Annotated in this window: 11 protein-coding genes; all 11 read right to left on the bottom strand. The window is 69.6% G+C overall.

Going from position 1 to position 24,097, the window contains the following annotated elements:
- The 11 genes from RS85_RS13945 to RS85_RS13895 all read right to left on the bottom strand — a co-directional run bounded on the left by RS85_RS13945 (nt 1) and on the right by RS85_RS13895 (nt 24,093).
- Nucleotides 1-1,653 carry a serine/threonine-protein kinase gene (locus RS85_RS13945; RefSeq protein ID WP_046014066.1) on the bottom strand — a complete coding sequence of 551 codons (1,653 nt, stop codon included), beginning with the start codon at nt 1,651-1,653 and terminating at the stop codon, nt 1-3.
- Nucleotides 1,650-3,200: an FHA domain-containing protein gene (locus tag RS85_RS13940; RefSeq protein ID WP_052703574.1), complete on the bottom strand. Its 1,551-nt coding sequence runs from the start codon at nt 3,198-3,200 to the stop codon at nt 1,650-1,652. Before RS85_RS13940 ends, RS85_RS13945 begins: the two co-directional genes overlap by 4 nt.
- On the bottom strand, nt 3,200-4,015 hold the full coding sequence (locus tag RS85_RS13935) for a PP2C family protein-serine/threonine phosphatase (RefSeq protein WP_046014065.1): 816 nt from the start codon (nt 4,013-4,015) through the stop codon (nt 3,200-3,202). Before RS85_RS13935 ends, RS85_RS13940 begins: the two co-directional genes overlap by 1 nt.
- A complete protein-coding gene (locus tag RS85_RS13930) occupies nt 4,012-5,364 on the bottom strand; it encodes an RDD family protein (RefSeq protein ID WP_046014064.1) in 1,353 nt (450 codons plus the stop codon). Before RS85_RS13930 ends, RS85_RS13935 begins: the two co-directional genes overlap by 4 nt.
- Nucleotides 5,361-7,763 (bottom strand): transglutaminase-like domain-containing protein, encoded by a 2,403-nt coding sequence (locus RS85_RS13925; RefSeq protein WP_046014063.1) that lies wholly within the window; start codon nt 7,761-7,763, stop codon nt 5,361-5,363. Before RS85_RS13925 ends, RS85_RS13930 begins: the two co-directional genes overlap by 4 nt.
- A complete protein-coding gene (locus RS85_RS13920; protein ID WP_046014062.1) occupies nt 7,760-9,022 on the bottom strand; it encodes a DUF58 domain-containing protein in 1,263 nt (420 codons plus the stop codon). The genes RS85_RS13925 and RS85_RS13920 overlap by 4 nt, the downstream gene beginning before the upstream one ends.
- Nucleotides 9,022-9,993 carry an AAA family ATPase gene (locus RS85_RS13915; protein WP_046014061.1) on the bottom strand — a complete coding sequence of 324 codons (972 nt, stop codon included), beginning with the start codon at nt 9,991-9,993 and terminating at the stop codon, nt 9,022-9,024. The genes RS85_RS13920 and RS85_RS13915 overlap by 1 nt, the downstream gene beginning before the upstream one ends.
- Before the next feature lie 55 nt (nt 9,994-10,048).
- On the bottom strand, nt 10,049-16,105 hold the full coding sequence (locus RS85_RS13910) for an Ig-like domain-containing protein (RefSeq protein ID WP_046014060.1): 6,057 nt from the start codon (nt 16,103-16,105) through the stop codon (nt 10,049-10,051).
- A gap of 130 nt (nt 16,106-16,235) precedes the next feature.
- Nucleotides 16,236-22,310, bottom strand: a complete 6,075-nt coding sequence (locus RS85_RS13905) for an Ig-like domain-containing protein (RefSeq protein ID WP_046014059.1) — start codon at nt 22,308-22,310, stop codon at nt 16,236-16,238.
- Between the two features lie 128 nt (nt 22,311-22,438).
- Nucleotides 22,439-23,008 carry a DNA-3-methyladenine glycosylase I gene (locus tag RS85_RS13900; protein WP_046014058.1) on the bottom strand — a complete coding sequence of 190 codons (570 nt, stop codon included), beginning with the start codon at nt 23,006-23,008 and terminating at the stop codon, nt 22,439-22,441.
- A 38-nt stretch (nt 23,009-23,046) separates the two neighbouring features.
- Nucleotides 23,047-24,093, bottom strand: a complete 1,047-nt coding sequence (locus tag RS85_RS13895) for an NAD(P)-dependent alcohol dehydrogenase (RefSeq protein WP_046014057.1) — start codon at nt 24,091-24,093, stop codon at nt 23,047-23,049.
- Between the last annotated feature and the right edge of the window lie 4 nt (nt 24,094-24,097).

The following is a 24,097-nucleotide window of genomic DNA, read 5'->3' as shown; positions in this document are numbered from 1 at the left end:
TCAGTCGACGCACCCCCGCACGCGCTCGGAGACCCGTCCGTCGTCGCGTCGCAGCATCACGTCGATGCAGACGGTGCCGGCACTCGCGGGAAGCTGCGCGACCGCATCCTCGGCCTGCTGCGGCTCTCCCTGGCCGGAGACGTCGACGACTTCCCAGATGAACGTGTCGCCCTCCTGCGGGTCCTTGTTCAACCAGGTGAAGACGATCAGCTCGCCCTGTCGGGCTCCGCTGAGGTCGGCCACCTTCGGCACGAAATCGGAGACCACGTCCTGCGGGTCGGCGCTCTCGGTGGCCTCGGGAGTCGTCTCGATGCCGGCCACCAGCGCGTTCAGTCCGACGATGGTCCCCACGACGACGATCACGGCCGCGACCGCCGACAGGGCGATCCACAGCCCCCGACGGTTCTTGGGGTTCGCGAGGGCGGGCGCACCGGCGGCAGGCGAGACGGGAGGACCCGGCGGGGACGCCAGGGCAGGGACGACGGATGCCGGGGCGTGCGGTGCGACCACCATGGGCGGACGCACGATCGTACGGTCGTCCGGGGTCGGCGCGGCGGGCGCCGGCGGCATGCCGACCGTCGGCACGCGCATCTGTGTCGCTTCGTCGACGGCGCCCGCCGAAGCCGGTGAGTCGAACCGCGGCACATCCGGCAGAGCCGGCAGCGAACTCTTCGGCTGGGTAGCGGCAGAGGGACGCGTGAAGGCTGAGACATCGGGGTCGATGCTCACGATCTCGCGGACTCGGGTGAGGCCGTCGCCGTCGTCGTCCAGATCTTCCGCGGTCGGGTGATCGTCGACGATGTCGATCGGGGTCACCGAGTGCGAGAGCTCGATCTGCACCTTCTGCAGGGCACGTGCGAACGCCACCGCGCTCGGATAGCGATCGTCGGGGTTCTTCGCCATCGCGCGCTCGAGGACGCGCTGCAGGCTCTCCGGCGAATCCGGGCGCCCGAGAGACGTGAGCGCGGCGCGCTCGATCCGCTCGATGAGGTCCGCGCTGGAGTTGCGCTCCCCCGGCCGCTCGAACGGCGAGCGTCCGGCGAGCAGCGTGTAGAGCGTCGCGCCCAGCGCCCACACGTCCGTGCGAGGGCCACTTGTCGGGGTCTCGGCGAACGACTCGGGCGGGGACCACGGGATCGACATACCCGACGCCTCGCCGGTGGCTCCGGTCGTCGACGCGATTCCGAAGTCGGTCAGCGCCGGCCGGTTGTACGCCGTGACCAGGATGTTCGCCGGCTTGATGTCGCGGTGCAGCACTCCGGCGCGGTGCGCCGTCTCCACCGCTCCCGCGACCTGCACGCCGACGCGCAATGCTTCGGCGACCGAGAACGATTCGCGCCGGGCCCGCAGCTGCAGGTTCGGGCGGGGGCAGTACTCCATCACCAGGTACGGACGGCCGTCGCCGGCGACGCCCGCCTGATAGATCGTGACGATCGCCGGATGGGTCGACAGCATCGCCATCACGTTCGCCTCGTCGGCGAACTCCTGCGCCGCGGTGCTGGAGATGCGATCGGCGAGCAGTACCTTGACCGCGACCTGGCGGCGCGGCATCTCCTGCTCGTACAGGAAGACGTCGGCGAAGCCGCCCGTACCGAGCGGCTCGAGATAGCGGAAGCCGGGCAGCACCGGCGGCGGAGAGGGAGGACGACTCACGGGAGGTCCTCGAACGCGACCTTCACGCCGTCGCCGAGGTCGACCACGTCGCCGGAGAGCACGAGGGTCTGCTCGCCGGGGTGCAGACGGATCGGATCGGCGCCGGGACGCAGCAGAGTCGAGCCGTTCGTGGTGTGCAGGTCGATGACCACCACGGTGTCGCCTTCCGGCCTGATCTCGAGGTGGCTGCGGGAGATGTCCTGCTGCGGGCTCTCGACGGCGATCAGATGCGGCAGATTCGCCCCGCTGGCGCGGGTCGACCGCGGACGGCGTCCGATGATGACGGTGCGATCGAGCGCGACGACCTGGCCGGTCGACACCCGCACCCGGCCGGTCGCCCCCGGCGTGACAGGGATGACGGCAGTCGGCACGTCATCACCCGTGGGCTGCTGCTGGCGCATGGCCCGCAGCTCGGCGGCCGAGATCGTCGCTCCGTCGTGGTCGCCCTGTGCCGAGAAGGCAGCGGCCTGCGGCACCGGCGCCGCAGGCGCCGCTCCCGCGGTGGGGACGGAGTGCACCGTGGCGCCCCACAGCTGGTCGAAGTCCTCGTTCGACGGGGCCAGCGTGACCTCGGTCGGGACGATCGTCGCTCCGTCGACCGCCGGTGCGGATGCAGGCTCGGATTCGGACACGATCGATTCGATCGACTCGGCATCGGGGAACAGCTCGTCGAGCGGATCGACCGGTTCCTCGGCCGACGTGTCGTCGACAGCGCTCTCCTCCCCAGCGGCGACGGGCTCGGCGGCCTCCGCTGCATCCGCGACGTCCTCATCCGCGACCGGTTCCTCGGCGTGGTCCTCATCCCCGACCGGTTCATCTGCGGGTTCATCGGCGACCGGTGCGGCAGCTGCGTCCGCGTCGAGAGGCTCGAAGGGAACCACGGAGGGCTCGAATTCGGTCTCGGTCGGCTCCTCGGCATCCGCGTCGTCGGACTCCGACGATGACTGCGCAGCGGGGGTATCGTCGGATGCCGTCGCCGGCACTCCTCCCCCGAAATCGGCGATCGATGGCGCGGGCGTGCTCGTGAGGACCGCGGCCGACGCCCCGGCGGCATCCGCTTCGATCACGGGCACCGGACCCAGCGAGCCTGCGAGGTCGCGGCCGTCTTCGTCCTCGAGCTCCGCGCTCACGGCGGCTGCCCGCACGACACCGCTGTGCACGGGAAGGGCAGCTGCCCCCTCGACCGCTTCGACCGTGATCTCGACGCGAGAGGCGCCTCCCACGAACCGCTCGCTCCAGGTGGTCACCTCGGCGCCCGAGAACTGGTGCGACTCGGTGCCGCCGCTCACACGCGCGCTGACCCCGCCGCGCAGCGCGATGCGGATGTCCTTGCCCTCCGCCACCGCAGCGACGAACGGCGGGAGCGACGCGAACGCTCCCCCGGCGTGTGCGGTCAGCACGTCGACCACGGTCGCGAGCGTCTTGTGCTCCGGCAGCCGCTCCCACAGACGCGCCACCACGTCTCCGGGGACGTCGGGCGGCAGTGCCACGAGCGCTCCGGGGATGACGATCAGATACCACTGGCCCGGTCGGTAGATGGTCTGCATCAGCGAACCCCTCCTGCTGCGGATTCACGCGGCCGCGTGTCCATGTCGATGTCCGAATCCGTCTCCAGGAGCGTCCCCGGTCGCGACGCGACCGAGACGGCATCCACGATGACCACGGTGATGTTGTCCCTGCCGCCGGCGGTGACGGCATCGTCGACCAGCACGTCTGCGGCCTTCTGCGGATCCGGGGTGTTCTGCAGCACGTCGCGGATGCGAGCGTCGGACACCTCGGAGGTCAGGCCGTCGGAGCAGACCATGATCCGATCGCCGAGCTCGGCGGGGAACAGCCAGTAGTCGGCGTCGCCGGTGCTGCTGGCCCCGATCGCGCGCGTGATGATGTTGCGGCGCCGGTCGGTCGCGGCATCCTCGACCGTGATCTCGCCGGCCTCGATCAGCTCCTGCACGACCGAATGGTCGACGCTGATCTGCTCGAGCTCGCCATCGGCCAGCCGGTAGGTGCGGGAGTCGCCGATGTTGACCGCGAGCCAGTAGCCCATGCCGTCGACCGAGGCGATGACCACGCCGCTCAGGGTCGTCCCCGCGCGCCCGTTGCCCGAGGTGGAGAGCTCTTCGACACTCGCCCGTGCACGGGACAGCGCGAGCCGCACGTCGTCGAGTTCGAGCGAGGCCCGGCCGATCGAGCTGGAGAACTCGGCGATGACCGCGGCGCTCGCGCGCTCGCCCGCCTCATGGCCGCCCATGCCGTCGGCGACCACGAACACGGGAGGACTCGCGAGGTGGGCGTCTTCGTTGAGGGCGCGACGGAGTCCGGGGTGCGTCGCCGACCCCGTCGAGACGATGAGCGCGGGCCTCATGCGTAGCCCCCGATCGTGACGATGCGATCACCGATCTCGATCGCATCTCCGAGCCGCACGGGAACGCGCTGACCCGCAGGGCACGCGATCCGCTGTCCGTCGCGGACGAGTGTCGTGCCGTTGGTCGAGTGGCGATCCAGCACCCACCCGCCGGACGATTCCGCGGCCGCCTCGAAGTGCGTCTTCGACAGTGACAGGGTCTCGTCGCGCACCGGCACGACGACCGCGCCGTCTTCGGCCGCGGGGTTGCGACCGAAGATCGTGCGCCGCGAGACCGAGACGCGTGTGCCGTCATCCCAGGTGAAGACGAGCCGGTGACCGGGAATGCTGATCCGTGTGTCCTCGATGTCCTCGGACTCGGGCGCGGTGGGCGCGGGGGCCTGGGACTCGGGCGCCGTGACCGTCGGCACCGGAACCGCGGGCGCCGGAGGAACGGTCGGGATGCTCGGCGCCGGAGGGGCGCTCGGGGCGTCCGGTCGCGCCACGGGATAGCCCTGTACGGTCGCGTCGAGCTCGGACTCGGCATCCGGCTGAGGTGCGGGGGGCGGCGTCACGCGCGGCGGCGGAGCATCCTGCGTGATCCCGGGGACGAAGGCGATCAGCGAATCCGACTCGGCCGGCGGCGTCACGACGGGGAACGCCGGCGTGGGCTGCTGAGGGGGGAGCACGGGCGCCGCGGGTGCCACAGGGAAAGCCGGTGCCGCGGGCTGCGCGGGGAAAGCCGGCGCCGCGGGCTGCGCGGGGAAGGCGGACGCCGCGGGCGGCGATGCGAGCGACGGCGTGGAGGGATGCGGGATGCCGGGAATCGCCGGAGCAGCCGGTCGAGCCTGCTCGGCCGACTGACCGGCGACCGGGATCGCGGTCGTCGCGGGAGCGCCACCCTGGGCTCCGGCAGGAGTCGCCCGCGAATCGAACATCAGCGATCCCGCGACCTTGTCGTGCCAGCCCTGGAAGCGCCCGGAGCCGTCGAACAGTGGCGTGAAGTAGCCCACCACGATCGAGCCGGCGAGCCCGAAGATGATGTTGCGCAAAAGGGTCCGTCCGAATCCGAGCGGTCCCTGGTCGCGTGCCGACACCAGACGCAGGCCCTGCGCACGCATGCCGATCGAGCCGTTCTTCGACTGCATGAGCGTGTAGACGACGAACCAGCCGAGCAGCAGGAGAGAGACGATCGGACCGCCGATGAGCAGCGTCGTCAGCCCGGCCTCGATGCTGCCCGAAAGGGTCACGGCGAGCAGCAGCCCGCCGCCGAGGACGATGGCGAGACCGGCAGCGATGACCGCGTCGATGAGGTAACCGATCGCGCGGCGGGAGATCGGCGCGATCTGTGCGAACGCGGGCTGCGTCATGGGGTCTCGCTCTCGGGTGCGACGGGTGTACTCGTGTTGCTGTTCTCGATCGTGCCAGGTTCGCGGCGCACGCGCGCGGTCGCGGCCTCTCGGAGCCCCTGGAAACCGTTCGAGATCGCCGATCCGCCCAGCAGCGACCGGAGGCTCAGGCGGGCCTTCGTGCGCTTCCAGAAGCCGGCGTCCTCCCCCAGGCCGCCGACGATCGTGTCGACCTCGCTCCAGAACGCCTCGACGTCCTCCGGGGTCGGGTCGGTGGGACCGAACACGTCGGCGTCGGCACGCTGCGCGAGATCCGCGACGCGCGGCACGGCGAGCGTCGCCACCACGGCCGCGGCCTCCTCGGGTCGAGTGCCCCCGGGCGTGAGCCGGGCGCCATAGTCGACGGCGCGATCGGTGAGCTCGTCCCAGCCGCCGCTGATCCGGTCGGCCGTGCGGGCCGCGGCCCGGCGCGATCGGCGCTTCGCCGCCTTCCACGCGCCGATCACGATGAACGGCGACATGAGCAGCGCGAGGATGCCGAGCGTGATCCCGCCGATCAGGAGGATCGCGCCGATGAGGCCGGCGAGGTTGAGGCTCTCGTCCTCCGACTCGCGGTCGTCCGGGAGCGTCGGCGGCAGGTCGACCGGTTCCTGCGGCGGGGGCGGCGGCTGCAGCACCTGCGGCTTCGGGTCGACGCGCGGCTTCGTGTTCTGGTCGTTGGGAACCTGGTCCTCGGGCGGCGTCGGATTGAACCTGAGCCAGCCGAAGCCCTCGAAGTTCACCTCGACCCACGAGTGCACGTTGTCGCCCGTGGCGGTGAAGAGGGCCTCGCCCTCCTGCTCCTCGTCGGGGTAGTAGCCCATGACGACGCGGGTGGGGATGCCGAGCTCTCCGGCGAGCAGAGCCATCGCGACGGCGTACTGCTCGTCGTCGCCGATCATCTGGTCCCCGCCGATGAGAGTGGTGATGCGCTCGGAGGTGTGACCTGCGCGGGAGAGCACTTCGCCCTCGAGCCCGTGACTGAAGAATCCGCCCTCGGAGAGGAAGCTCTCCAGCGCGCGCACCTGCTCGATGGGCGACTCGGCACTGGCGACCGTCTCAGCCGCCAGGGCGGTGAGCTCTTCGGGAACGTTGCTCTGCTTCGGCTTCGCCACGGTTCCGAACTCCACCTCGGCGAGCTGATCGTCATCGGGAGCGTTCGGCATGACGGCGTCGACGGAGTACTCGTCGCCCTTCTGCAGCTTCACCGTGGACACGGCGGTGCCGGTCTCGGCGTTCACGTAGGTGCCGCGCCGCAGCTCTTCGGCGCGATCGCCGGTGAAGCGGATCTCGGACAGCTCCCCTGCCGCCGGCATCCAGACCGCGCTGTACTCGTCCACCGCGATGTTGAGCGTGACGGGCACGCCCTCGGCATCCGGCGACATGTTGGACCGCAGTGGCGAGAACGCGCTCGATGAGGTGGGCCCGCCGTCGGTGACGTTGTAGACCATTCCGTCGTACTCGTCCATCACGGCGGTGCGGATGCGGGCGCCCTTCGGCAGCCCTTGCACCGTGAAGAGCGTCTCGTCGACGTCATCACGGACGTTCTTGCGGAACGCCTGCAGCGGGCTCGGATAGTCGCGGATGTTGAACGGAGGGATGATCACGTCGCGGAACACGTGCCGCGGTTCGGCCGGGGCGGCGATCGCGCTCGCGGCGACGCCCGCGCCGCCGGCGACCGCCAGCACGGCGAGGCCCGCGATCAGCCGCCGCATGCGCATGTGCGCAGCGCGCGACGGATCGACCTCGCTGACCGAGACGGCCATGTTCTGCGGCGCCCAGATCTGACGCAGCGCCATCCAGGCGATGCTCACCACGGCGAAGACGAGACCCTGCACGACGGGGAAGGCCGGCTGCGGGGTGCCGAGCGCGATCACGAGCATCAGCAGCGCGCCCGCGGGGAGCAGCGCCCACGCCACGATCGGCAAGCGGAGCGCGAGCGATGCCGTGAGCGTCGTGGCGACGAGCGCCAGCAGGAACGGGACGATGAGGTGCCCGTCGACCGCAGCGACCGGCGCCACGGTCGTGAGCATCTGCTTCCAGGCGGTGACCGTGCCCAGCGCGAGCTTCTGCAGCGTCTCGAGCGTCGGAACGAATCCGAGGATCGCGGTATGCGGGAGGGCGAACGCGGCTCCGAAGACGAAGTACGCGGCGACGACCAGCCCGGTGATGATCAGGATGCCCCAGCGGCGCCAGGCGGCGACGCCGGCGATCGCGAGTCCGATCACGATGCCGCCGATCGCGGCGGGTAGGAAGGAGGGACCGGCGAACGAGGGCCAGAAGCCGACGAGTGCGACGGCGACGAGAACGGCGGACGCTGCGAGGTCGAGTATCCAGCGGCGCAGGGAGATCGCGGCGGATGCAGGGGCAGGCGCGGTCATGCGAGGACCTTCTGGAGGGCGAGCGGGATCTGGTCGAGCGCGCCGATGGTGATGACGTCGGCTTCGCCGATGCGCCGGAGGGCCGGGCCCGTCACCGACGTGTCGGCGACCACGGCGAGGGCGCGCGCGCCGAACGGGAGCCGCGAGCAGGCCAGACGAAGGTCGTCGGGCCGCACCTTCGACCCGCAGACCAGGACGACGACGCTCGCGAGCGGCATCGTGGCTGAGAGGACGCCGGCGAGTTCGGCGATGCCGCCCTCGCGCGGTTTGCTGTTCTCGACCGCCGAGAGCGAGTCGAGCAACTGCTTGCCGGTGCCCGACGGGAGCTCCCTCCCCTGCACACGCATGTCCACGCGCTGGGAGTCGCGGAGTGCGCGGAGACCGATGGATCCGGCGGCCGAGATCGCGAGCTCGAAGTCGTCGGCGGTGGCGTAATCGGCGCCCGAGCGGGACAGGCCGATCACGAAGTGCGAGCGGCGGGTCTCCTCGTACTGGCGGACCATCATCGTGCCGGTGCGCGCGGTCGACTTCCAGTGCACGTGACGCAGGTCGTCGCCGGGCTGGTACTCGAGGAGGGCATGGAACGACACGTCGTCGCGAGAGAGGTCGGCCGCCGGCATGCCCTCGAGGTCGCGCAGGTAGCCGAGCGACTGCCCGTCGAAGAGCACTGTCTTCGGGTGCACGAACAGGTCGACCGGGTCGTCGCGGCGGTGTGCACGCTCGAACAGCCCGAGCGGATCGCCGCGTACGACGCTGACGGGACCGACCTTCACGACACCGCGCTTCTGAGTGGGGATCGCGAACAGCTCCTCCGCCTCCTCGCCGGGCGCGAGACGCTGGATGCCGAACTCGCCGCGGCCCGAGCCGACCGGGAGCACGATGCGCGACGGCAGGATCGCCCTCGCGCCGCGGTTCGCCAGGGTGAGAGCGCCGACAGCGCGCTCACCGACGACCACTCGCGTGCGCGCGAGGTCGAGAGACACGTCGTACGCGGTGCGCCCGATCAGGAACAGGGCGCAGAGCGCGACCGTGATCGCGATGACGATCGCCGCGATGATGAACTCCGCCCACCCCGCGACCTGGCCGAGGATCCAGAACGCGATCGTGATCCCCATCAGCACCCACGCGAGCGGGCGGATGGCGGAGCCGATGATACGGAGGCGCGTCAGGACGCGCGCGCCGATGACGGCCGCGACGTCACGCCATCCGGCGTCGCGTTCCGTCTGCGCCGACGGCGCCGCGAGTGCCTCCGTCGTCATCAGGCCGCCGTTCGCGCCTGGGGTGCAGCGATCCCGTCGAGCACGCGAGCGACGACCGTGTCGCTGCTGGTGCCGGCGAACTCGGCCTCGGCGTCGAGCAGCAGACGGTGCTGCCATGCCGGACGCGCGAGGGTCTTGATGTCGTCGGGGAGCACGAAGTGGCGGCCGTGCGCCGCCGCCCACACCTTGGCGAGGCGGATCATCGCGATCGCACCTCGGACCGACACCCCCAGACGGGTCGCCGGGTCATTGCGCGTCGCCTCGGCCAGCTCGGCCACGTAGCGGAGCACGGCGGGCTCGACGTGCACGGATGCCGCGAGATCGGCCATGTCGGCGACGGCACTCGTCGTGATGATCGCGCCCAGGCCGGCCGAGGGGTTGCGGTCGGACGCTCCGGCCAGGATGCTCTCGGTCACCGCGAGGTCGGGGTAGCCGATCGACGTCTTGATGAGGAAGCGGTCGAGCTGCGCCTCGGGGAGCTTGTAGGTTCCGGCCTGCTCGATCGGGTTCTGCGTCGCGATGACGAGGAAGGGGCGCCCCGTCTCGTGCGTCACGCCGTCGACGGTGACCCGGGACTCCTCCATGACCTCGAGAAGGGCGGACTGCGTCTTCGGCGAGGCGCGGTTGATCTCGTCGGCGAGCACGATCGACGCGAAGATCGGGCCCTTGTGGAACTCGAAGCGGTGCTGCTGCTGGTCGTAGATCGTGACGCCGGTGACGTCGGACGGCAGCAGGTCGGGCGTGAACTGGATGCGGGCGCTCGTACCCTGCACGGTCGCGGCCAGGGCCTTGGCGAGGCTGGTCTTGCCGGTTCCTGGAGCGTCCTCGAGGAGCACGTGTCCCTCGGCGAGCATCGACGCCAGCACGAGGCCGACGATCTCCCGCTTGCCCTGCACGGCCTTGTCGATGTTGTCCACGAGGCGCTGGAAGGTTCCCTGGAACCAGGCGGCCTGCTCGGGGGTCATGCTCATGTCGGTGGTGCTTTCTCTTAGTCGCTTGAGATTGTCTGTCGAACGGTCGACGCGGCTACCAGCCGCGTTTCTCGTAGGCCTTACCGTTGATCTCCACCCAGGTGTTGACGCCCGGGTATCCGAAGTAGCAGCCGAGCTGCTGACTGTCGTTGGCACCCAGATTGTGGGTATAGGTGCCGGAGCCGATGCGACCGCGGTCGGAGTGGCAGGTGATGTTGTAGGTGCCGGCGTTGAAGTCGCGTGTGTTGACGACGAAGTACGCGCACGAGGCGCTGCTGCAGCCGTCCTCGCCCACCGCGCTCGCGCCGCGCGTCACGAAGGCGCGGGGATCCGGCCTGTTGTCGGTCCGGGCGGATGCCGATGCGACCGGTGACCAGACGCCCGTCGAGTCCTGAGCCCTGACGTCGATGCTGTGGGTCTGCTCGTAGCCGTTGCCCACGGTTCGTGAGCCGTCGGCCCTGACGTCCTGCCAGTTGCCCCCATCGATCCTGATTTGGGTGTTCTGAATCGGTCGGCCGTTGTACGAGCGTGCCGAGTTCCAGCTGACCTCGACGCTCGTGCCGAGGTTCCTCGCGTTGGCGGCCGGCGCCTGGGGCTGACCGTACGGGGTCTGCGCGACGCCGTTCGACGGCGCCCCGACATACTGCGAGCCGCTGACCGTGGAGACTCCGCGGACCTCCACCGTGTAGGACGTGCCGTTGTTCAGGCCGCCTATCCGATTGTTCCCCGGCATGCCGGCCCAGCTCCCGCCGTTGAGCCGGTACTGGTAGCTGACCTCGTTCGTCGAGGCGCCGTTGCGACTGCCCTGCGTCCACACCACATCGACGAACCGGTCGCCCGGATTGACGGCGCTGATCTGCGGTGCCGAGGGGGCGATCACGCCACGACGCGGCGCCGACATCGCGCTCCACTCGCCCCAGCCGGCCTTGTTGTATCCCCGGATCCGGTAGGTGTACGCGGTCTCCGAGGTCGGGACGACGACGGCCTGACTGTTCGATGCCGCGCCAGGGCTCAGGGTGTTGCGGAGCGTGCTGCCTTCCCACACTTCGAGCTGGTAGCTGCTGATCGCGTCGCCGTTGGCGGGCGGCGTCTGCCAGTTCACCTGCATCTGGGCCTGGTTGCCCACCGGCGCGAGCTCGGCGGTCGTCGGAGCGGGCGCGGCCAGCGGAGGACCGGCGGGAATCTCGGATGCCGACCAGCCGCTCCAGCTCGAGGGATCCGGCGCGCGGTTGTGCGCCTGCACACGCACCTGATAATTGCCGCCGTTCTCGAGCCCCTCCCAGGTGAGGGAGTTGCCGGTCACCTCCTTCTGAGAGACGCCGGAGGGCGGGGCGGGCGAGATCTGCAGCGTGTACCGCTCGACGGGCGAACCCGGTGTCGTCGGCGTGGTCCATGCCACCTGCAGCGACTTGTCGCCGAACTTCAGGGTCGGCGGGTTCGGGGTGTCGGGTCGTGCGTCCGGGCGGGCGACGGCCGACGAGCCGGAGGGTTCGGACTCGCCCACGCGGTTCGTCGCCGTGACCTGGAAGACGTACTCGACGTTGTTCGTGAGGCCGTCGAGCGTGCAGGTCGTGGACTGGCACTCCTTCGCGTACGAGCCGCCCTGCACCGCCTTCACCGTGTACTTGGTGATCTCGGCGCCGTTGTTCGACGGGGCGCCGTACGACACCACGACCGTGCGGTCCTGCACGCTCGTCACGCTCGGTGCGCCCGGCGCGCCGGGAACGCCCTGCACCGTGAGCACGACCTGGCCGGTGGCGTGACGGTCGGGATCTTCGGTCGCATCCTCGATCGTGTATCGCACCACCAGCGTGCCGACGAAGTCCTGCGATGGGGTCACGACGACATCGTTCCCCTTCGTGCTGGCACTGCCGGCGCCCGTCTCGACAGCCGCGTTCAGAAGCTTCAGCGGCGTCTCCGGGAAGGGGTTGAAGTCGTTCGCGAGCACCGGCACCGTGACCGTCTTGCCCTGGTCGGCTTCCGCGACGGTGTCGGTGTTGGCGGCGGGCATCGCGCGATTCGATGCCGTGACCTGCACGAGGACCGAGCCCTCCACCGCTTCGGTCTCGCCGTCACTGATGCGCAGCGTCAACGTGGTCGCGGCACCCTTCTTCGCGTTCGATGACGCCTCCACCAGGAGCTTGTCGTCGTCGATCCTGGCGCTGATCCCCTTGCCCTCGCCGTCGAGGAGGGAGTACTCGTGCTTACCCTTGTCCTCCGGGTCGGGATCCTCGGTGAGCGCGGCGAGGTCGAGCTCCGTCGCCGGTTCGCCAGGGGCGACGTTCACCTGACCGCCGATGAATTCCGGCGGCTGGTTATCGGGCGGGAGCACGTTGATCGGGATGCTGAGCGTCGCCTTGCGCCCCTCCGGATCGTCCGGTCCGGTACCGTCGGTGACCTCGAACGTCAGCGCGTCCTGCCCGAAGTAGCCGGGAGCCGAGGTGTAGACCAGCGTGCGCTCGTCTTTCACGAGATCGGATCCGTCGGACTTGAGCGCGCTCACCTTGGCGTGCTCGGTGATGACGACATCCCCTCCGCCGGCGACGGTGACGTACTTGTCGAGCGGCACGTCCTTCGTCTCGCCGCTCTTGACCTCGAGCGGCTTGGTCGAGGTGAGGCTCGGCCGGAGCCCGTCCTCCGACGGGACGAAGATGAACGCCGATGCCTGCAGGTCGTCCTGGTCGGTGAGCGTGTACCGGATCAGCTGCAGTTCATCCGTGACGGTGACCCGGATCTTGCCGTTCTCCAGCACCGTGGCCCCGGGCCCGACCTCGAGCTCGAGGCGCTCGGTCGTGCCGTCCGGATCCTCGTCGTTGTCGAGAATGTCGAGGTCGGCCGTCAGACCCTCGTCCTTGAGATCGGCGGGCCGCAGCCTGTCGTCTCTCGCGACCGGCGCCTGCAGCGGCACGTTCTCGTCGACGGTGACCTGGAGCACGGCGGTCGCCGTCGCGCCGCGCGCGTCGCTCACCGTGTACTGCAGGGAGGACTCGAGTGCGCGGTCGGGTGCCTGCACGAGCACGCGGTCGCCGGAGACGCGCGCCTCCAGCTCACCGGGCACCTCGAGCCCGTCCTTCACCAGCGAGACCTTGTCGCCCTCGGGGTCGGAGTCGTTGAGCATCACGGGCACGGCGATCTCGCGGCCGGGACGCACGACCACGGCATCCTTCACCGCGTACGGCGACTGGTTGACCTGCTCCGCGGGCGCGATGCCCACGCGGATCGTGGCGGTGCCCTCCTTGCCGAGACGGTCGCGCACCCGGTACTTGAAGACGTCGACACCAGTGGCGCCGTCCAGCGCCTCATAGGTGAAGTAGTCCTGTGCGACCTCGGTGATGCGGCCCTTCGTCGGGTTCGACGAGATGTCCAGGAGCTCGACCGAGTCGCCGTCGGCGTCGATGCCGTCGAGCGGGACCGCGATGTCGGCCTCGGTGCCCGAGAGCGCGCGCGCCACGAGGTCGCGCGGTCGGGGCGCGGCATTCGTCTCCTCGTCGACGGGCAGGATCTGGATCGTGACGTAGCCAGCCGCCTTCTGCTGACGCGAGTCCACCGCCTCATACGTCAGGTACACCGTCTTCGCCTCGGCGCCCGCCTTGAAACGCACCGCGTCCTGCGAGACGAAGGCCTCGCCGTCCTCCGGGTCGACGAACGGCTCGATGAGCTCGGGGGCGACGTGGAGCGTGTCGTCGCTCGGGTGCGTGTCGTTGTCGAGCACCGGGATGGTGACCACGTCGCCGGCACGGACGTTCACCGAATCGGGGTTCGCCACCGGCTGCAGAATCTCATCGGGCGCCGGGATCGGGACCACGACCACTTCGCCCTCCGCGGACTGCTCGCCGTTGGAGATGCGGTACGTGATGCGCACCTGCTCCTCGAGTGTCCCCTGGTCGGTGATGCGGAGCGTCTCGTGGTTGAGCACCGACACCGAGACCCCCGAGTCCGGCTCGACCGATACGGACTGCACCACCAGGATCCCGCCGGAGGGGTCGGTGTCGTTGGCGAGGACGCCGATCAGCACGTCACCGCCGGTGGGCAGCAGCGCCACGTCGCGCACGGCGACCGGAGGCAGAGTCACCTCGGCGGCTTCGGTCACGTCGACGCGTACCAGGCCCTCGGCATTCTCTGGCCCGGCGGTCGCGAGGTACTGCACGTAGTACACGCCGACGGCGGGAGCCGTGAACGAGAACGTGTTGTTCGTGATGTCGGGCAGCACGGTCGCGCCCGGGACTTCGTCGACCCGGCCGAGGCGCAGCCGCTCCCGTCCGGAGCTGGTGTCGTTGGCGAGAGGGGCGACCGTGATCTGCTCGCCGACGCGGGTGACCACGTGGTCGGCGTTCGTCTTCGGCTGGGTCGAACCCTGCGGGCGCACGTCGAGGGACATGGTGGCGGTCGTCACTTCGCCGAGGCCGTCGGAGACGGTGACCTGGATGTCCTTGCGCCCCTGCAGGCTGGCCGTCGCCTTGTAGGTCAGTTGGCCGTCTGTGCTGAAGTCGACCTCGTCGCCGGGCGCGGGCAGGACTTCCTTGAGGTAGACGTCGTCTCCGTCGGGGTCGATCCAGTCGGGGAGGACGTTGTACGACACCGTCCCGCCGGTCTCGACCGTGAGCGATGTCTTGCGCTTGGGAGTCGGCGCCCCGTTCGTGCCGTCGTCGTGGACCGAGAGCGTCACGGTCGCGGTGTCCTTGCCGCCGCGGCCGTCATCGACCTCGTATTGGAAGGTCGCCGTACCGGTGGCGTCCTCCGCGACCGCGATCTGCAGCGAAGCACCGTTGTAGATCGGCTGAACCGTGCCGATCGACGGCTGCTGGTCGGCCATCGCCGCCACCAGCACGTCGCCGTCCGGGTCGTTGTCGTTGTCGATGACCGGCAGCAGCGCGGAGCCGCCGGGACGTACTCCGAACGAGTCGTCTTCGGCGATCGGCGGGGTGTTCACCTCGGATCGTTCGGGGAGCGTCGTCTCGACGGTCTCCTCGGTGGAGTCCTCCTGGTTCTCGGTCTCACCCTCGGGAGGCGTGAGGTCGTTCCAGTTGTCGACGCGCTGCAGGCTCTCGTTCGCGAGCCAGGCCGCGCCGCCCACCGCGTCGTTCAAGATGATCACGTCGCGGTTCACACGGAACACGAGGCTCTTCGACTCCTGCGCGTCCTCGATCTTCGCCGAGACATCGTTCGCCGATCCGGCGCACTCCCGCAGGAAAGCCCCGGTGCCGCTCCAGGCGCCGTAGGCGCAGCCCTTCAGCCATACCGGCGCCGCTGCGGCACCCTGGCCACCGGCATCCGTCGTCGTGGGTTCGCTGCCGTCGAGGGGCACCTGCACCAGAGCGGATGCCGTAGCCACGGACACCGCCGCGGTCTCCGCCGAGGCCTGCTGCAGCACGGCGCCGTCCGCGTCCGGGATCTCGGTGCGGAACCCGCCCGGTGTCAGCACCGCGCCGGATGCGGGTTCGAGCACGACCGGGGTACGGCCGACGGCCGTGATGGATGGCTGCTCCGAAGAATCGAGCTCACCGATCGAGGCGGTCGTCGTCTCCAGCGGTTCGCCTTCGTTGTCGACGGGAACGGTTACGACCTCGCCGTCGGCGCTCGAGAGGCCGAACACGGTGCCCTCTTCGGCGACCACGACATCCGCGCCCTCGCCGAGTTCGGCGACCGGATCCGCCGCCTCGATCTCGAACGAGGCGATGCCCCTGACCGGCACGACCCAGAGATCGCCGGACTTTCGGTCGAGGATGGCGGCGGTGTTGGCCCCCAGGGCGACCTTCGCGGAAGACGGGATGCGGGCCGAGTCTCCCAGTGACACGCGAGCCGGATCGACCGCGGTGACCGTGGAGGCTCCGTCGTCGACCACGAGCACGTTCGCTGCGGCCTGGAGGATGTCGAAGTCCTCACCGGCTGTGCGCAGACCGCCGTCGAGCACCGTGGACTCGTGGTTGAAATGCCCGACGAGCAGGTCTGATGTCTTGGTGATCCAGACGCCGCCGTCGTTCAGATCGACCTTCGTCGTCGGGAAGCCCTCGTACGAGAGCGCCATCGTCGTGATCGCGATCACACCCGCTGTGACGCCGGCCGCCGACGCCAGCATCTTCGGGCGCGCACGCATCCACGACAGTGCCTTCATCCCGGTCTCCCCCCAGGCTCTGCATCTCGAATCGCGATCCGACCCGCCCTCACGCGGTGCGATACATCAGTTCATCCTAATGGCGCGTTCGCCCGGTCCCAATGGGCAGACTTCCCCATCGCGACCGGCATCACGGCCATGTGGTCCCCTCTGATGCGCCGACGTTCTGGATGTCGGCCTGCAGCGTGCGGTTCATGCCTCCGTGCCAGCAGCTCAGCGTGGTCGTTCCCGATGCTCCGAGGTTGTACCGGTTGTACTGCGACACCTGCCCGGACGACGATCGGAACGGCACGCCGTTCTCGAGGCAGCGGATGTTGTATATGCCCGGGGTGATGTTCGCGTAGTTGATGTTCAGGTAGTAGCAGGTGTCCGGATTGCAGTTGCCGGAGTCCGGTCCCTGCGACGCCCACCAACGCGGCTGCGGCTGCGCGCCGGAGCTCGCGGAGGCCGTCACGCTCTCCGCCGACCACACACCGGTGCTGTCCTGCGCCCGTGACTTGATGCTGTGCACCTGGCTGTAGCCGTCGCCCACGTTCATCGAGCCGGCGATGCCGACGTTCTGCCAGCCGCCGCCGTCGATGCTGACCTGCACGACCTGGATGGGCCGCCCGTTCGGGGAGCCGTTCGCGTTCCAGCTCAGCTGCACCTGCGTGGGCAGCTGCGCAGCACTCACAGCGGGCGCATGCGGCGTGCCATGCGGGTTGCCCGTGACGGCATTCGATTCCCGGCTGGAGTAGGTCGAGCCGCTCACCGTCGCCACCGCGCGCACCTGGACGGTGTAGTCCGCGCCGTTGGTGAGCCCGCTGATGGTCCTGTTGCCGGGAACGCCGGCCCAGTCTCCGTTGTTCAGACGGTACTGATACGCGATCTCACTCGACGATGCGCCGCCGCTCGACCCCGCGTTGAAGTCGATCGCGAGCGCGCGATCGCCCTCGGTGACGATCCGCAGACTCGTCGGAGCACCGGGAGCGACGACTCCGCGACGCGGGGCGGACTGCTCGCTCCAGGCACCCCAGCCCGCTTTGTTGTGCGCGCGGATGCGATAGGTGTACGGCGTCTCGGACGTCGCGACCACGACCGCCTGGCTCGTCGCCTGCGGGCCCGGAGTGAGCGTGCGCACGGCGCGGCCGTTCTGCAGCACCTCGAGCTGGTAGCTGTCGATCGCGTCGCCGTTCTTGTCGGGAGCGGACCAGTTGACCTGCATCTGCGCCTGCTGATCGACGGGCGACAGCTCCTGCGTGGTGGGGGCTCCGGCGGCCAGCGGCGGACCGGCGGGGATCTCGGATGCCGACCATCCGCTCCAGCTCGACGGGTCGGGCGCGCGGTTGTGCGCCTGGACCCGCACCTGGTAGTCGGAGCCGTTCTCGAGGCCCTCCCACACGATCGAGTTACCGGTGACCTCCTTCTGCGTGATCCCGGACGGCGGGGCCGGCGAGATCTCGAGGGTGTACCGCTCGACGGGTGATCCGGGGGTCGACGGCGTCGTCCAGGCGATCTCGAGCGACTTGTCGCCGAACGCGAGCGTCGGCGGATTAGGCGTGTCCGGACGCGCATCCGGCCGCGCCGGCGCCGACAGACCGGACGGTTCCGACTCGCCGACGCGGTTGGTCGCCGTGACCTGGAAGGTGTACTCGACGTTGTTGGTGAGACCGTCGAGCGTGCAGGTCGTCGACTGGCAGTCCTTCGAGTAGGGCGCACCGCCCACCGACCTCACCGTGTACTTAGAGATCTCGGCCCCGTTGTTCGACGGCGCGGAGTAGGACACCACGACGGTGCGGTCCTGCACGCTGGCGACGGTCGGCACACCGGGAGCTGCCGGAACGTCCTGAACCGTGACCACGATCTGCCCGTTCACCTCGCGGTCGGCATCCTCCGTCGCATCCTGGATGCGGTAGCGCACGACGAGCGTGCCGACGAAGTTCTCCGCGGGCGTGACCGTCACCTGGTCGTCCGTGAAGCTGGTCGCGCCTCGTCCGGATTCGACGACGGCCGAGACGATCTTCAACGGGCTCTCGGGGAACGGGTTGTAATCGTTCGCCAACGCGGGGATGTCGATGCTCTCGCCGGCATCCGCCTCGGCGATGGTGTCGGTGTTGGCCGTGGGCATGGAACGCGTCGAGGCCGTCACGCGGACCGTCACGGTTCCCTCGACGGGTTCCGTGGTGCCGTCCGTGACCCGCACCGTCAGCGTCGCCGCCGTGCCCTTCTTGGCGTTCGGGGAGGCCTCGACCAGAAGCCTGTCGCCGTCGATGCGTGCGGAGATGCCGGCGCCCTCGCCGTCCGTGAGCGTGAAGTCGTGCTTGCCCTTGTCTTCCGGATCGGGGTCGTCGGTGAGGGCGGCGAGGTCGAGCGCGACCGCGGGCTCGCCCGGAGCGACGTCGACCTGGCCCTGGATGAGCGTCGGCTGCTGATTATCCGGCGGAAGGACGTTGATCGGGATGCTCAGCGTCGCCTTCCTCCCCTCCGGGTCGTCCGGTCCGGTGCCGTCGGTGACCTCGAACGTGAGGGCGTCGGGACCGAAGAAGCCGTCTGCCGAGGTGTAGACGAGCGTCGACGCGTCCTCGATCAGGTCGGCGCCGTTCGCATGGTTCGCGCTCACCTTCGCCGCCTCTGTGATCACCACGTCGCCGCCGCCGGCGACCGTCACGTACTCCGACAGCGGCAGCTTCCTCGTCTCGCCGCTGACGACCTCGAGCGGTTTCGTCGAGGTCAGCGTCGGGCGGAGGTCGGCTCTCGACGGGACGAAGATGAACGCCGACGCCTGCTGATCGTCCTGATCCGTGAGGGTGTAGCGGATCAGCTGCAGTTCGTCCGTGACGGTCACCCGCACCTTGCCGTCCTCGAGCAGGGTGCCCCCGTCTCCCACCGTCACGTCGAGCCGGTCCTTCGTGCCGTCGGGATCCTCGTCGTTCGACAGGATCTCCAGATCGGCGGTCAGTCCGCCGTCGGTGAGATCGGCGGGCTGCAGCCGGTCGTCCCGAGCCACCGGAGCCTGCAGCGGCACGTTCTCGTCGACCGTCACCTGCAGGGTCGCCGTCGCGGTCGCACCGCGGGCATCGCTCACCGTGTACTGCAGCGAGGTCTCCGCCGACTGTTCGGGCGCCTCGACGATCACGCGGTCGCCGGAGACGCGGGCGTCCAGGTTGTCGGGCAGCTCGAGGCCGTCCTCGACGAGCGCGAGCTTGTCGCCCTCGGGGTCGGAGTCGTTCTCCAGCACCGGCACCGCGATGTCGCGTCCCGGACGGACCACGACCGCATCCTTCACCGCATAGGGGGCCTGGTTGATCTGCTCGGTCGGCGCGATGCCGACCCGGATGGTGGCGATGCCCTCCTTGCCGAGACGATCGCGCACACGGTACTTGAAGACGTCGACTCCCGACGCCCCGTCCGAGGCCTCGTACGTGATGAAGTTCGGGCCGTTCGATACCCGCCCCTTGGTCGGACTCGACTCGATCCCGACCAGTTCGACGGAGTCGCCGTCGGCATCGATGCCATCGAGCGGCACCGCGATGTTCACTTCGGTGCCCGCGAGCGCGCGTGCCACCAGATCGAGGGGGCGCGGCGCGGCGTTCGTCTCCTCGTCGATCGGCAGGATCTGCACCGTGACGTACGCGGCAGCCTTCTGCTGACGGGAATCCGTCGCCTCGTACGTCAGGTAGGCCGTCCCCGGTTCCGTGCCGGCCTTGAAGCGCACAGTGTCCTGAGAGACGAACGCCTCTCCGTCCTCGGGTTCGACGAACGGCTCGATCAACTCCGGCGCGACGTGCAGGACGTCGTCGCTCGGGTGCGTGTCGTTGTCGAGCACGGGGATCGACACGACATCGCCCACGCGCACGGTGGCGGTGTCGGGGTTGGCGATCGGCTGGAGGATCTCGTCCGAGGCTGGGATCGGGATCACCACGACCTCGCCGTCGGCGGACTTGGATCCGTTCGAGATGCGGTACGAGATGCGCATCTGATCCTCGAGCGCACCCTGATCCGTGATGCGGAGGGTCTCGTGGTTGAGCACCGAGACAGAGATGCCGCTCCCCGGCTCCATCGTCACCGATTGGACCACGAGGATGCCGCCGGCGGGATCGGTGTCGTTGTTGAGCACTCCGAGCAGCACGTCTCCACCCGTGGGCAGGAGAGCGACGTCGCGCACGGCGACGGGTGGGAGGTCGGACTCGGACTCGGGCATGACGTCGATGCGCACGAGTCCCTCCCCGTTCTTGGGCCCGGTCGTGACCTGATACTGCACGTAGTACACCCCGGTCGCCTCGGCCGTGAACGAGAAGGTCTTGTTCGGGGTGTCCGGCAGGATGGTGGCTCCGGCCGTGTCGAGCACTCGGCTGAGGCGCAGCGGCTCTCGTCCGGCGCTGGTGTCGTTCGTCAGCGGCGCGACCGTCACCTGCTCGCCGGCGCGGGTGATCACGTGGTCGGCGTTGGTCTTCGGATCGGTCGATCCCTGCGGACGGACGTCGAGCGCGATCGTCGCGGTCGCGACCTCGCCGAAAGCGTCGGCGACGGAGACCTGCACGTCTTTGCGCCCCTGCAGGCTGGCGGTCGCCTTGTAGGTGATCTGCCCGTCCTTGCTGAAGTCGACCTCGTCGCCCGGCGCGGCGATGACGTCCTGCAGGTAGATGTCGTCGCCGTCCGGGTCGATCCAGTCGGGGAGGATGTTGTACGAGATCGTTCCACCGGTCTCGACGGCGAGCGAGGTCTTCCGCTTGGGTTTGGGTGCCGCGTGCTCGTTCTCTCCGCGCACCGACAGGGTGACGACGGCGGTGTCCTTGCCGCCGCGGCCGTCGTCGACCTCATAGCTGAACGTCGTGGAACCCGAGGCCTTCTCGTCCACCGCGATCTGCAGCGCGCCACCGTTGTTGATCGGCTGCACCGTGCCGATCGAGGGCTGCTGCTCGGCGAGCGCCGCGACGAGGACGTCGCCGTCGGGGTCGTTGTCGTTGTCGAGCACGGGGAGCAGCGTCGTGCCGCCCGCGCGCACCCCGTAGGAGTCGTCCTCCGCGACGGGCGGAGTGTTCACCTCGCTGCGCTCCGGCAGCGTGGTCTCGACGGTCTCCTCGGTGGACTCGTCCTGGTTCTCGGTCTCGCCCTCGGGCGGGGTGAGGTCGTTCCAGTTGTCGACCCGCTGCAGGCTCTCGTCGGCCATCCATGCCGCACCGCCGACGGCGTCGTTGAGGATGATCACGTCGCGGTTCACTCGGAACGTGAGACTCGTCGAGGTCTCGGCGCCCTCGATCGGTGCCTTCACATCGTTCGAGTCTCCCGCGCACTCGCGGATGAACGTCGCGGAACCCGCCCAGGCGGCATAGGTGCAGCCACGCAGCCAGACCGGTGCCGCCGCGTTCCCCGCCGTGGCCGCCGTCGTCTCGGTCGGCTCGCCGCCGTCGAGGGGCACGCGCAGCAGTGCGGTCGGAGTGGCGAGGGCGACGGCATCCGTATCGGCTGAGGCATGCTGCAGCACGGCATCCTGCGCGCCCTTGATCTCGGTGCGGAATCCGCCCGGAGTCGTCACGACGCCGGCCGCCGCATCGAACACCACGGGGGTGCGGCCGACGGCAGTGATCGTAGGACGCTCGGCGAGGTCGATCTCGCCGACGGATGCCGCGGAGGGCTCCCCCGGCTGCCCTTCGCTGTCGACGGGCACGGTCACGACCTCGCCGCGTTCCGCGGCGAGCGCGAAGACGGTGCCGTCGGATGCCACGGCGACGTCGGCGTTCTCGCCCAGCTCGACGAGCGGCTCCGCGGCTTCGATCTCGAACGAGGCCAGACCTCGGACGGGCACCACCCAGAGGTCGCCGGACTTCTCGTCGAGGATCGCGGCGGTGTCGCTCCCGAGTGCGACCTTCGCCGCTCCCGGGATGACGGTCGAGTCGCTGAGCAGCACCCGCGCCGGGTCGACCGACGTGACGGTCGAGGCGTCCTCGTCCACGACGAGGACGTTGGAGGCGTCCTGCAGGATGTCGTAGTTCTCACCGGTGGTGCGCAGACCGCCGTCGAGCACCGTCGACTCGTGGTTGAAGTGACCGACCATGAGGCTCGACGTCTTGGTGATCCAGACGCCGCCGTCGTTCAGGTCGACCTTGGTCGTCGGGAAGCCTTCGTAGGCGAACGCCATCGTGGTGATCGCGATGACACCGGCGGTGACTCCGGCGGCTGCCGCCAGCGTCTTGGGTCGCGCGCGCATCCACGTCAACGCCTTCATACCCGGTTCCCCCCAGGGTCACACACACTCTTCGGCTCTCCGCCGCAGCCCGATGGGCCGGCGGCGCACCCGTTCATCCTAACCGCGACCGGTATATCGGTTGACGGGCAGGTCTGCCCGTTCCGCGTTCAGGCGCGCCAGCATCCTTCGAGGTGGTCATCGACCATCCCCGCCGACTGCATCAGCGCATACATCGTGGTCGGTCCCACGAAGCGGAACCCGCGACGACGCAGTTCCTTGCTCAGAGCTGCCGACTCGGGGGTCACCGCGGGCACGTCGGCCATGGTCGCCGGGCGGATGCCGGAAGCTGGCGGCGCGAACGACCACATGAGCTCATCGAGCTCCCCCTCGCCCATTCCCCGCACGATCCGCGCATTGCCGATCGTGGCCTCGATCTTGGCGCGATTGCGGATGATGCCGGCATCCGTCATCAGACGCTCCACGTCGCTCTCGCCGAACTCGGCGACGACCTCGGGATCGAAGCCGGCGAACACCTCGCGGAACCGCGGCCGCTTGCGCAGGATCGTGATCCACGACAGCCCGGCCTGGAACCCCTCCAGCGACATCTTCTCGAACAGCGCGCGGTCGCCGCGCAGGGCCGTGCCCCATTCCTCGTCGTGATACCGGCGGTACTCGACGTCGTCGCCGACCCAGAAGCAGCGGGCGCGGGCATCGGGGCCCGTGATCAGCGAGGTCATGCGACGAGGCTATCCACCGCCCCGGACATCCGCGTCGTTCAGGCCGCGAACGTGGCCGCCTCGATCACGAACCGGTAGCGCACATCCGATGCCAGCACCCGCTCGTAGGCGGCGTTGATCTCGGATGCCCGGATCACCTCGATCTCCGCGGCGATGCCGTGCTCGGCGCAGAAGTCCAGCATCTCCTGCGTCTCGGCGATGCCGCCGATGTTGGAGCCGGCGAGCGAGCGGCGCCCGCCGATCAGCGACATGACCTGGACCGGCAGAGGCTCAGCGGGCGCTCCCACGCACACCATGGTGCCGCCGACGTCGAGCAGGCTCAGGTACGAGCGCATGTCGATCACCGCGCTGACGGTGTTGAGGATCACGTCGAAGGACGAGCGCAGGTCGCGGAAGGTGTCTCGATCGCTCGTGGCGCGGTAGTCGTCGGCGCCGAGCCGCAGACCGTCGTCCTTCTTGTTCAGCGTCTGCGACAGCACGGTCACCTCCGCGCCGAGCGCGTGCGCGATCTGCACGCCCATGTGACCGAGACCGCCCAGTCCCACGACCGCGACGCGGGTGCCAGGGCCGACGTTCCAGTGCTTCAGCGGCGAGTACGTCGTGATGCCCGCGCACAGCAGCGGAGCCGCCACGTCGAGCGCGAGGCCGTCGGGGATGCGGAGCGCGAACTTCTCGGTCACGACGACCTGCTCGGAGTACCCGCCCTGGGTGATGGTGCCGTCGCGATCGGGAGCGCCGTAGGTGAAGACCGCGCCCTCGGAGCAGAACTGCTCGTCACCGCGCAGGCAGTTGCGGCACTCGCCGCAGGAGTTGACGAGGCAGCCGACGCCGACACGGTCGCCCACCTGGTGCTTCGTGACCTCGGCGCCGACCGCGGCGACCGTGCCCGTGATCTCGTGCCCGGGGGCCAGCGGGTACTGCTGCGGGCCCCAGTCGCCCTGCACCGTGTGGATGTCGGAGTGGCAGATGCCAGCGAAGGCGATGTCGATCAGCACATCGAGCGGGCCGAGCTCACGACGCTCGATGACGGTCTTCTCGAGCGGTGCCGCTTCGCTCGGTGCGGCATAGGCGTGGACGCGGGTCATGGGG

The sequence above is a fragment of the Microbacterium sp. SA39 genome, assembly GCF_000967865.1.
GTDB lineage: Bacteria > Actinomycetota > Actinomycetes > Actinomycetales > Microbacteriaceae > Microbacterium.
This window is presented reverse-complemented; position numbering and strand designations above follow the sequence as displayed.

Excerpts from the sequence above, each read along its gene's own strand:
- RS85_RS13920 (WP_046014062.1), bottom strand. The coding sequence starts at position 9,022 with ATGACGACGGAGGCACTCGCGGCGCCGTCGGCGCAGACGGAACGCGAC.
- RS85_RS13925 (WP_046014063.1), bottom strand. The coding sequence starts at position 7,763 with ATGACCGCGCCTGCCCCTGCATCCGCCGCGATCTCCCTGCGCCGCTGG.
- RS85_RS13900 (WP_046014058.1), bottom strand. The coding sequence starts at position 23,008 with ATGACCTCGCTGATCACGGGCCCCGATGCCCGCGCCCGCTGCTTCTGG.
- RS85_RS13940 (WP_052703574.1), bottom strand. The coding sequence starts at position 3,200 with ATGCAGACCATCTACCGACCGGGCCAGTGGTATCTGATCGTCATCCCC.
- RS85_RS13910 (WP_046014060.1), bottom strand. The coding sequence starts at position 16,105 with ATGAAGGCACTGTCGTGGATGCGTGCGCGCCCGAAGATGCTGGCGTCG.
- RS85_RS13905 (WP_046014059.1), bottom strand. The coding sequence starts at position 22,310 with ATGAAGGCGTTGACGTGGATGCGCGCGCGACCCAAGACGCTGGCGGCA.
- RS85_RS13935 (WP_046014065.1), bottom strand. The coding sequence starts at position 4,015 with ATGAGGCCCGCGCTCATCGTCTCGACGGGGTCGGCGACGCACCCCGGA.
- RS85_RS13915 (WP_046014061.1), bottom strand. The coding sequence starts at position 9,993 with ATGAGCATGACCCCCGAGCAGGCCGCCTGGTTCCAGGGAACCTTCCAG.
- RS85_RS13930 (WP_046014064.1), bottom strand. The coding sequence starts at position 5,364 with ATGACGCAGCCCGCGTTCGCACAGATCGCGCCGATCTCCCGCCGCGCG.
- RS85_RS13895 (WP_046014057.1), bottom strand. The coding sequence starts at position 24,093 with ATGACCCGCGTCCACGCCTATGCCGCACCGAGCGAAGCGGCACCGCTC.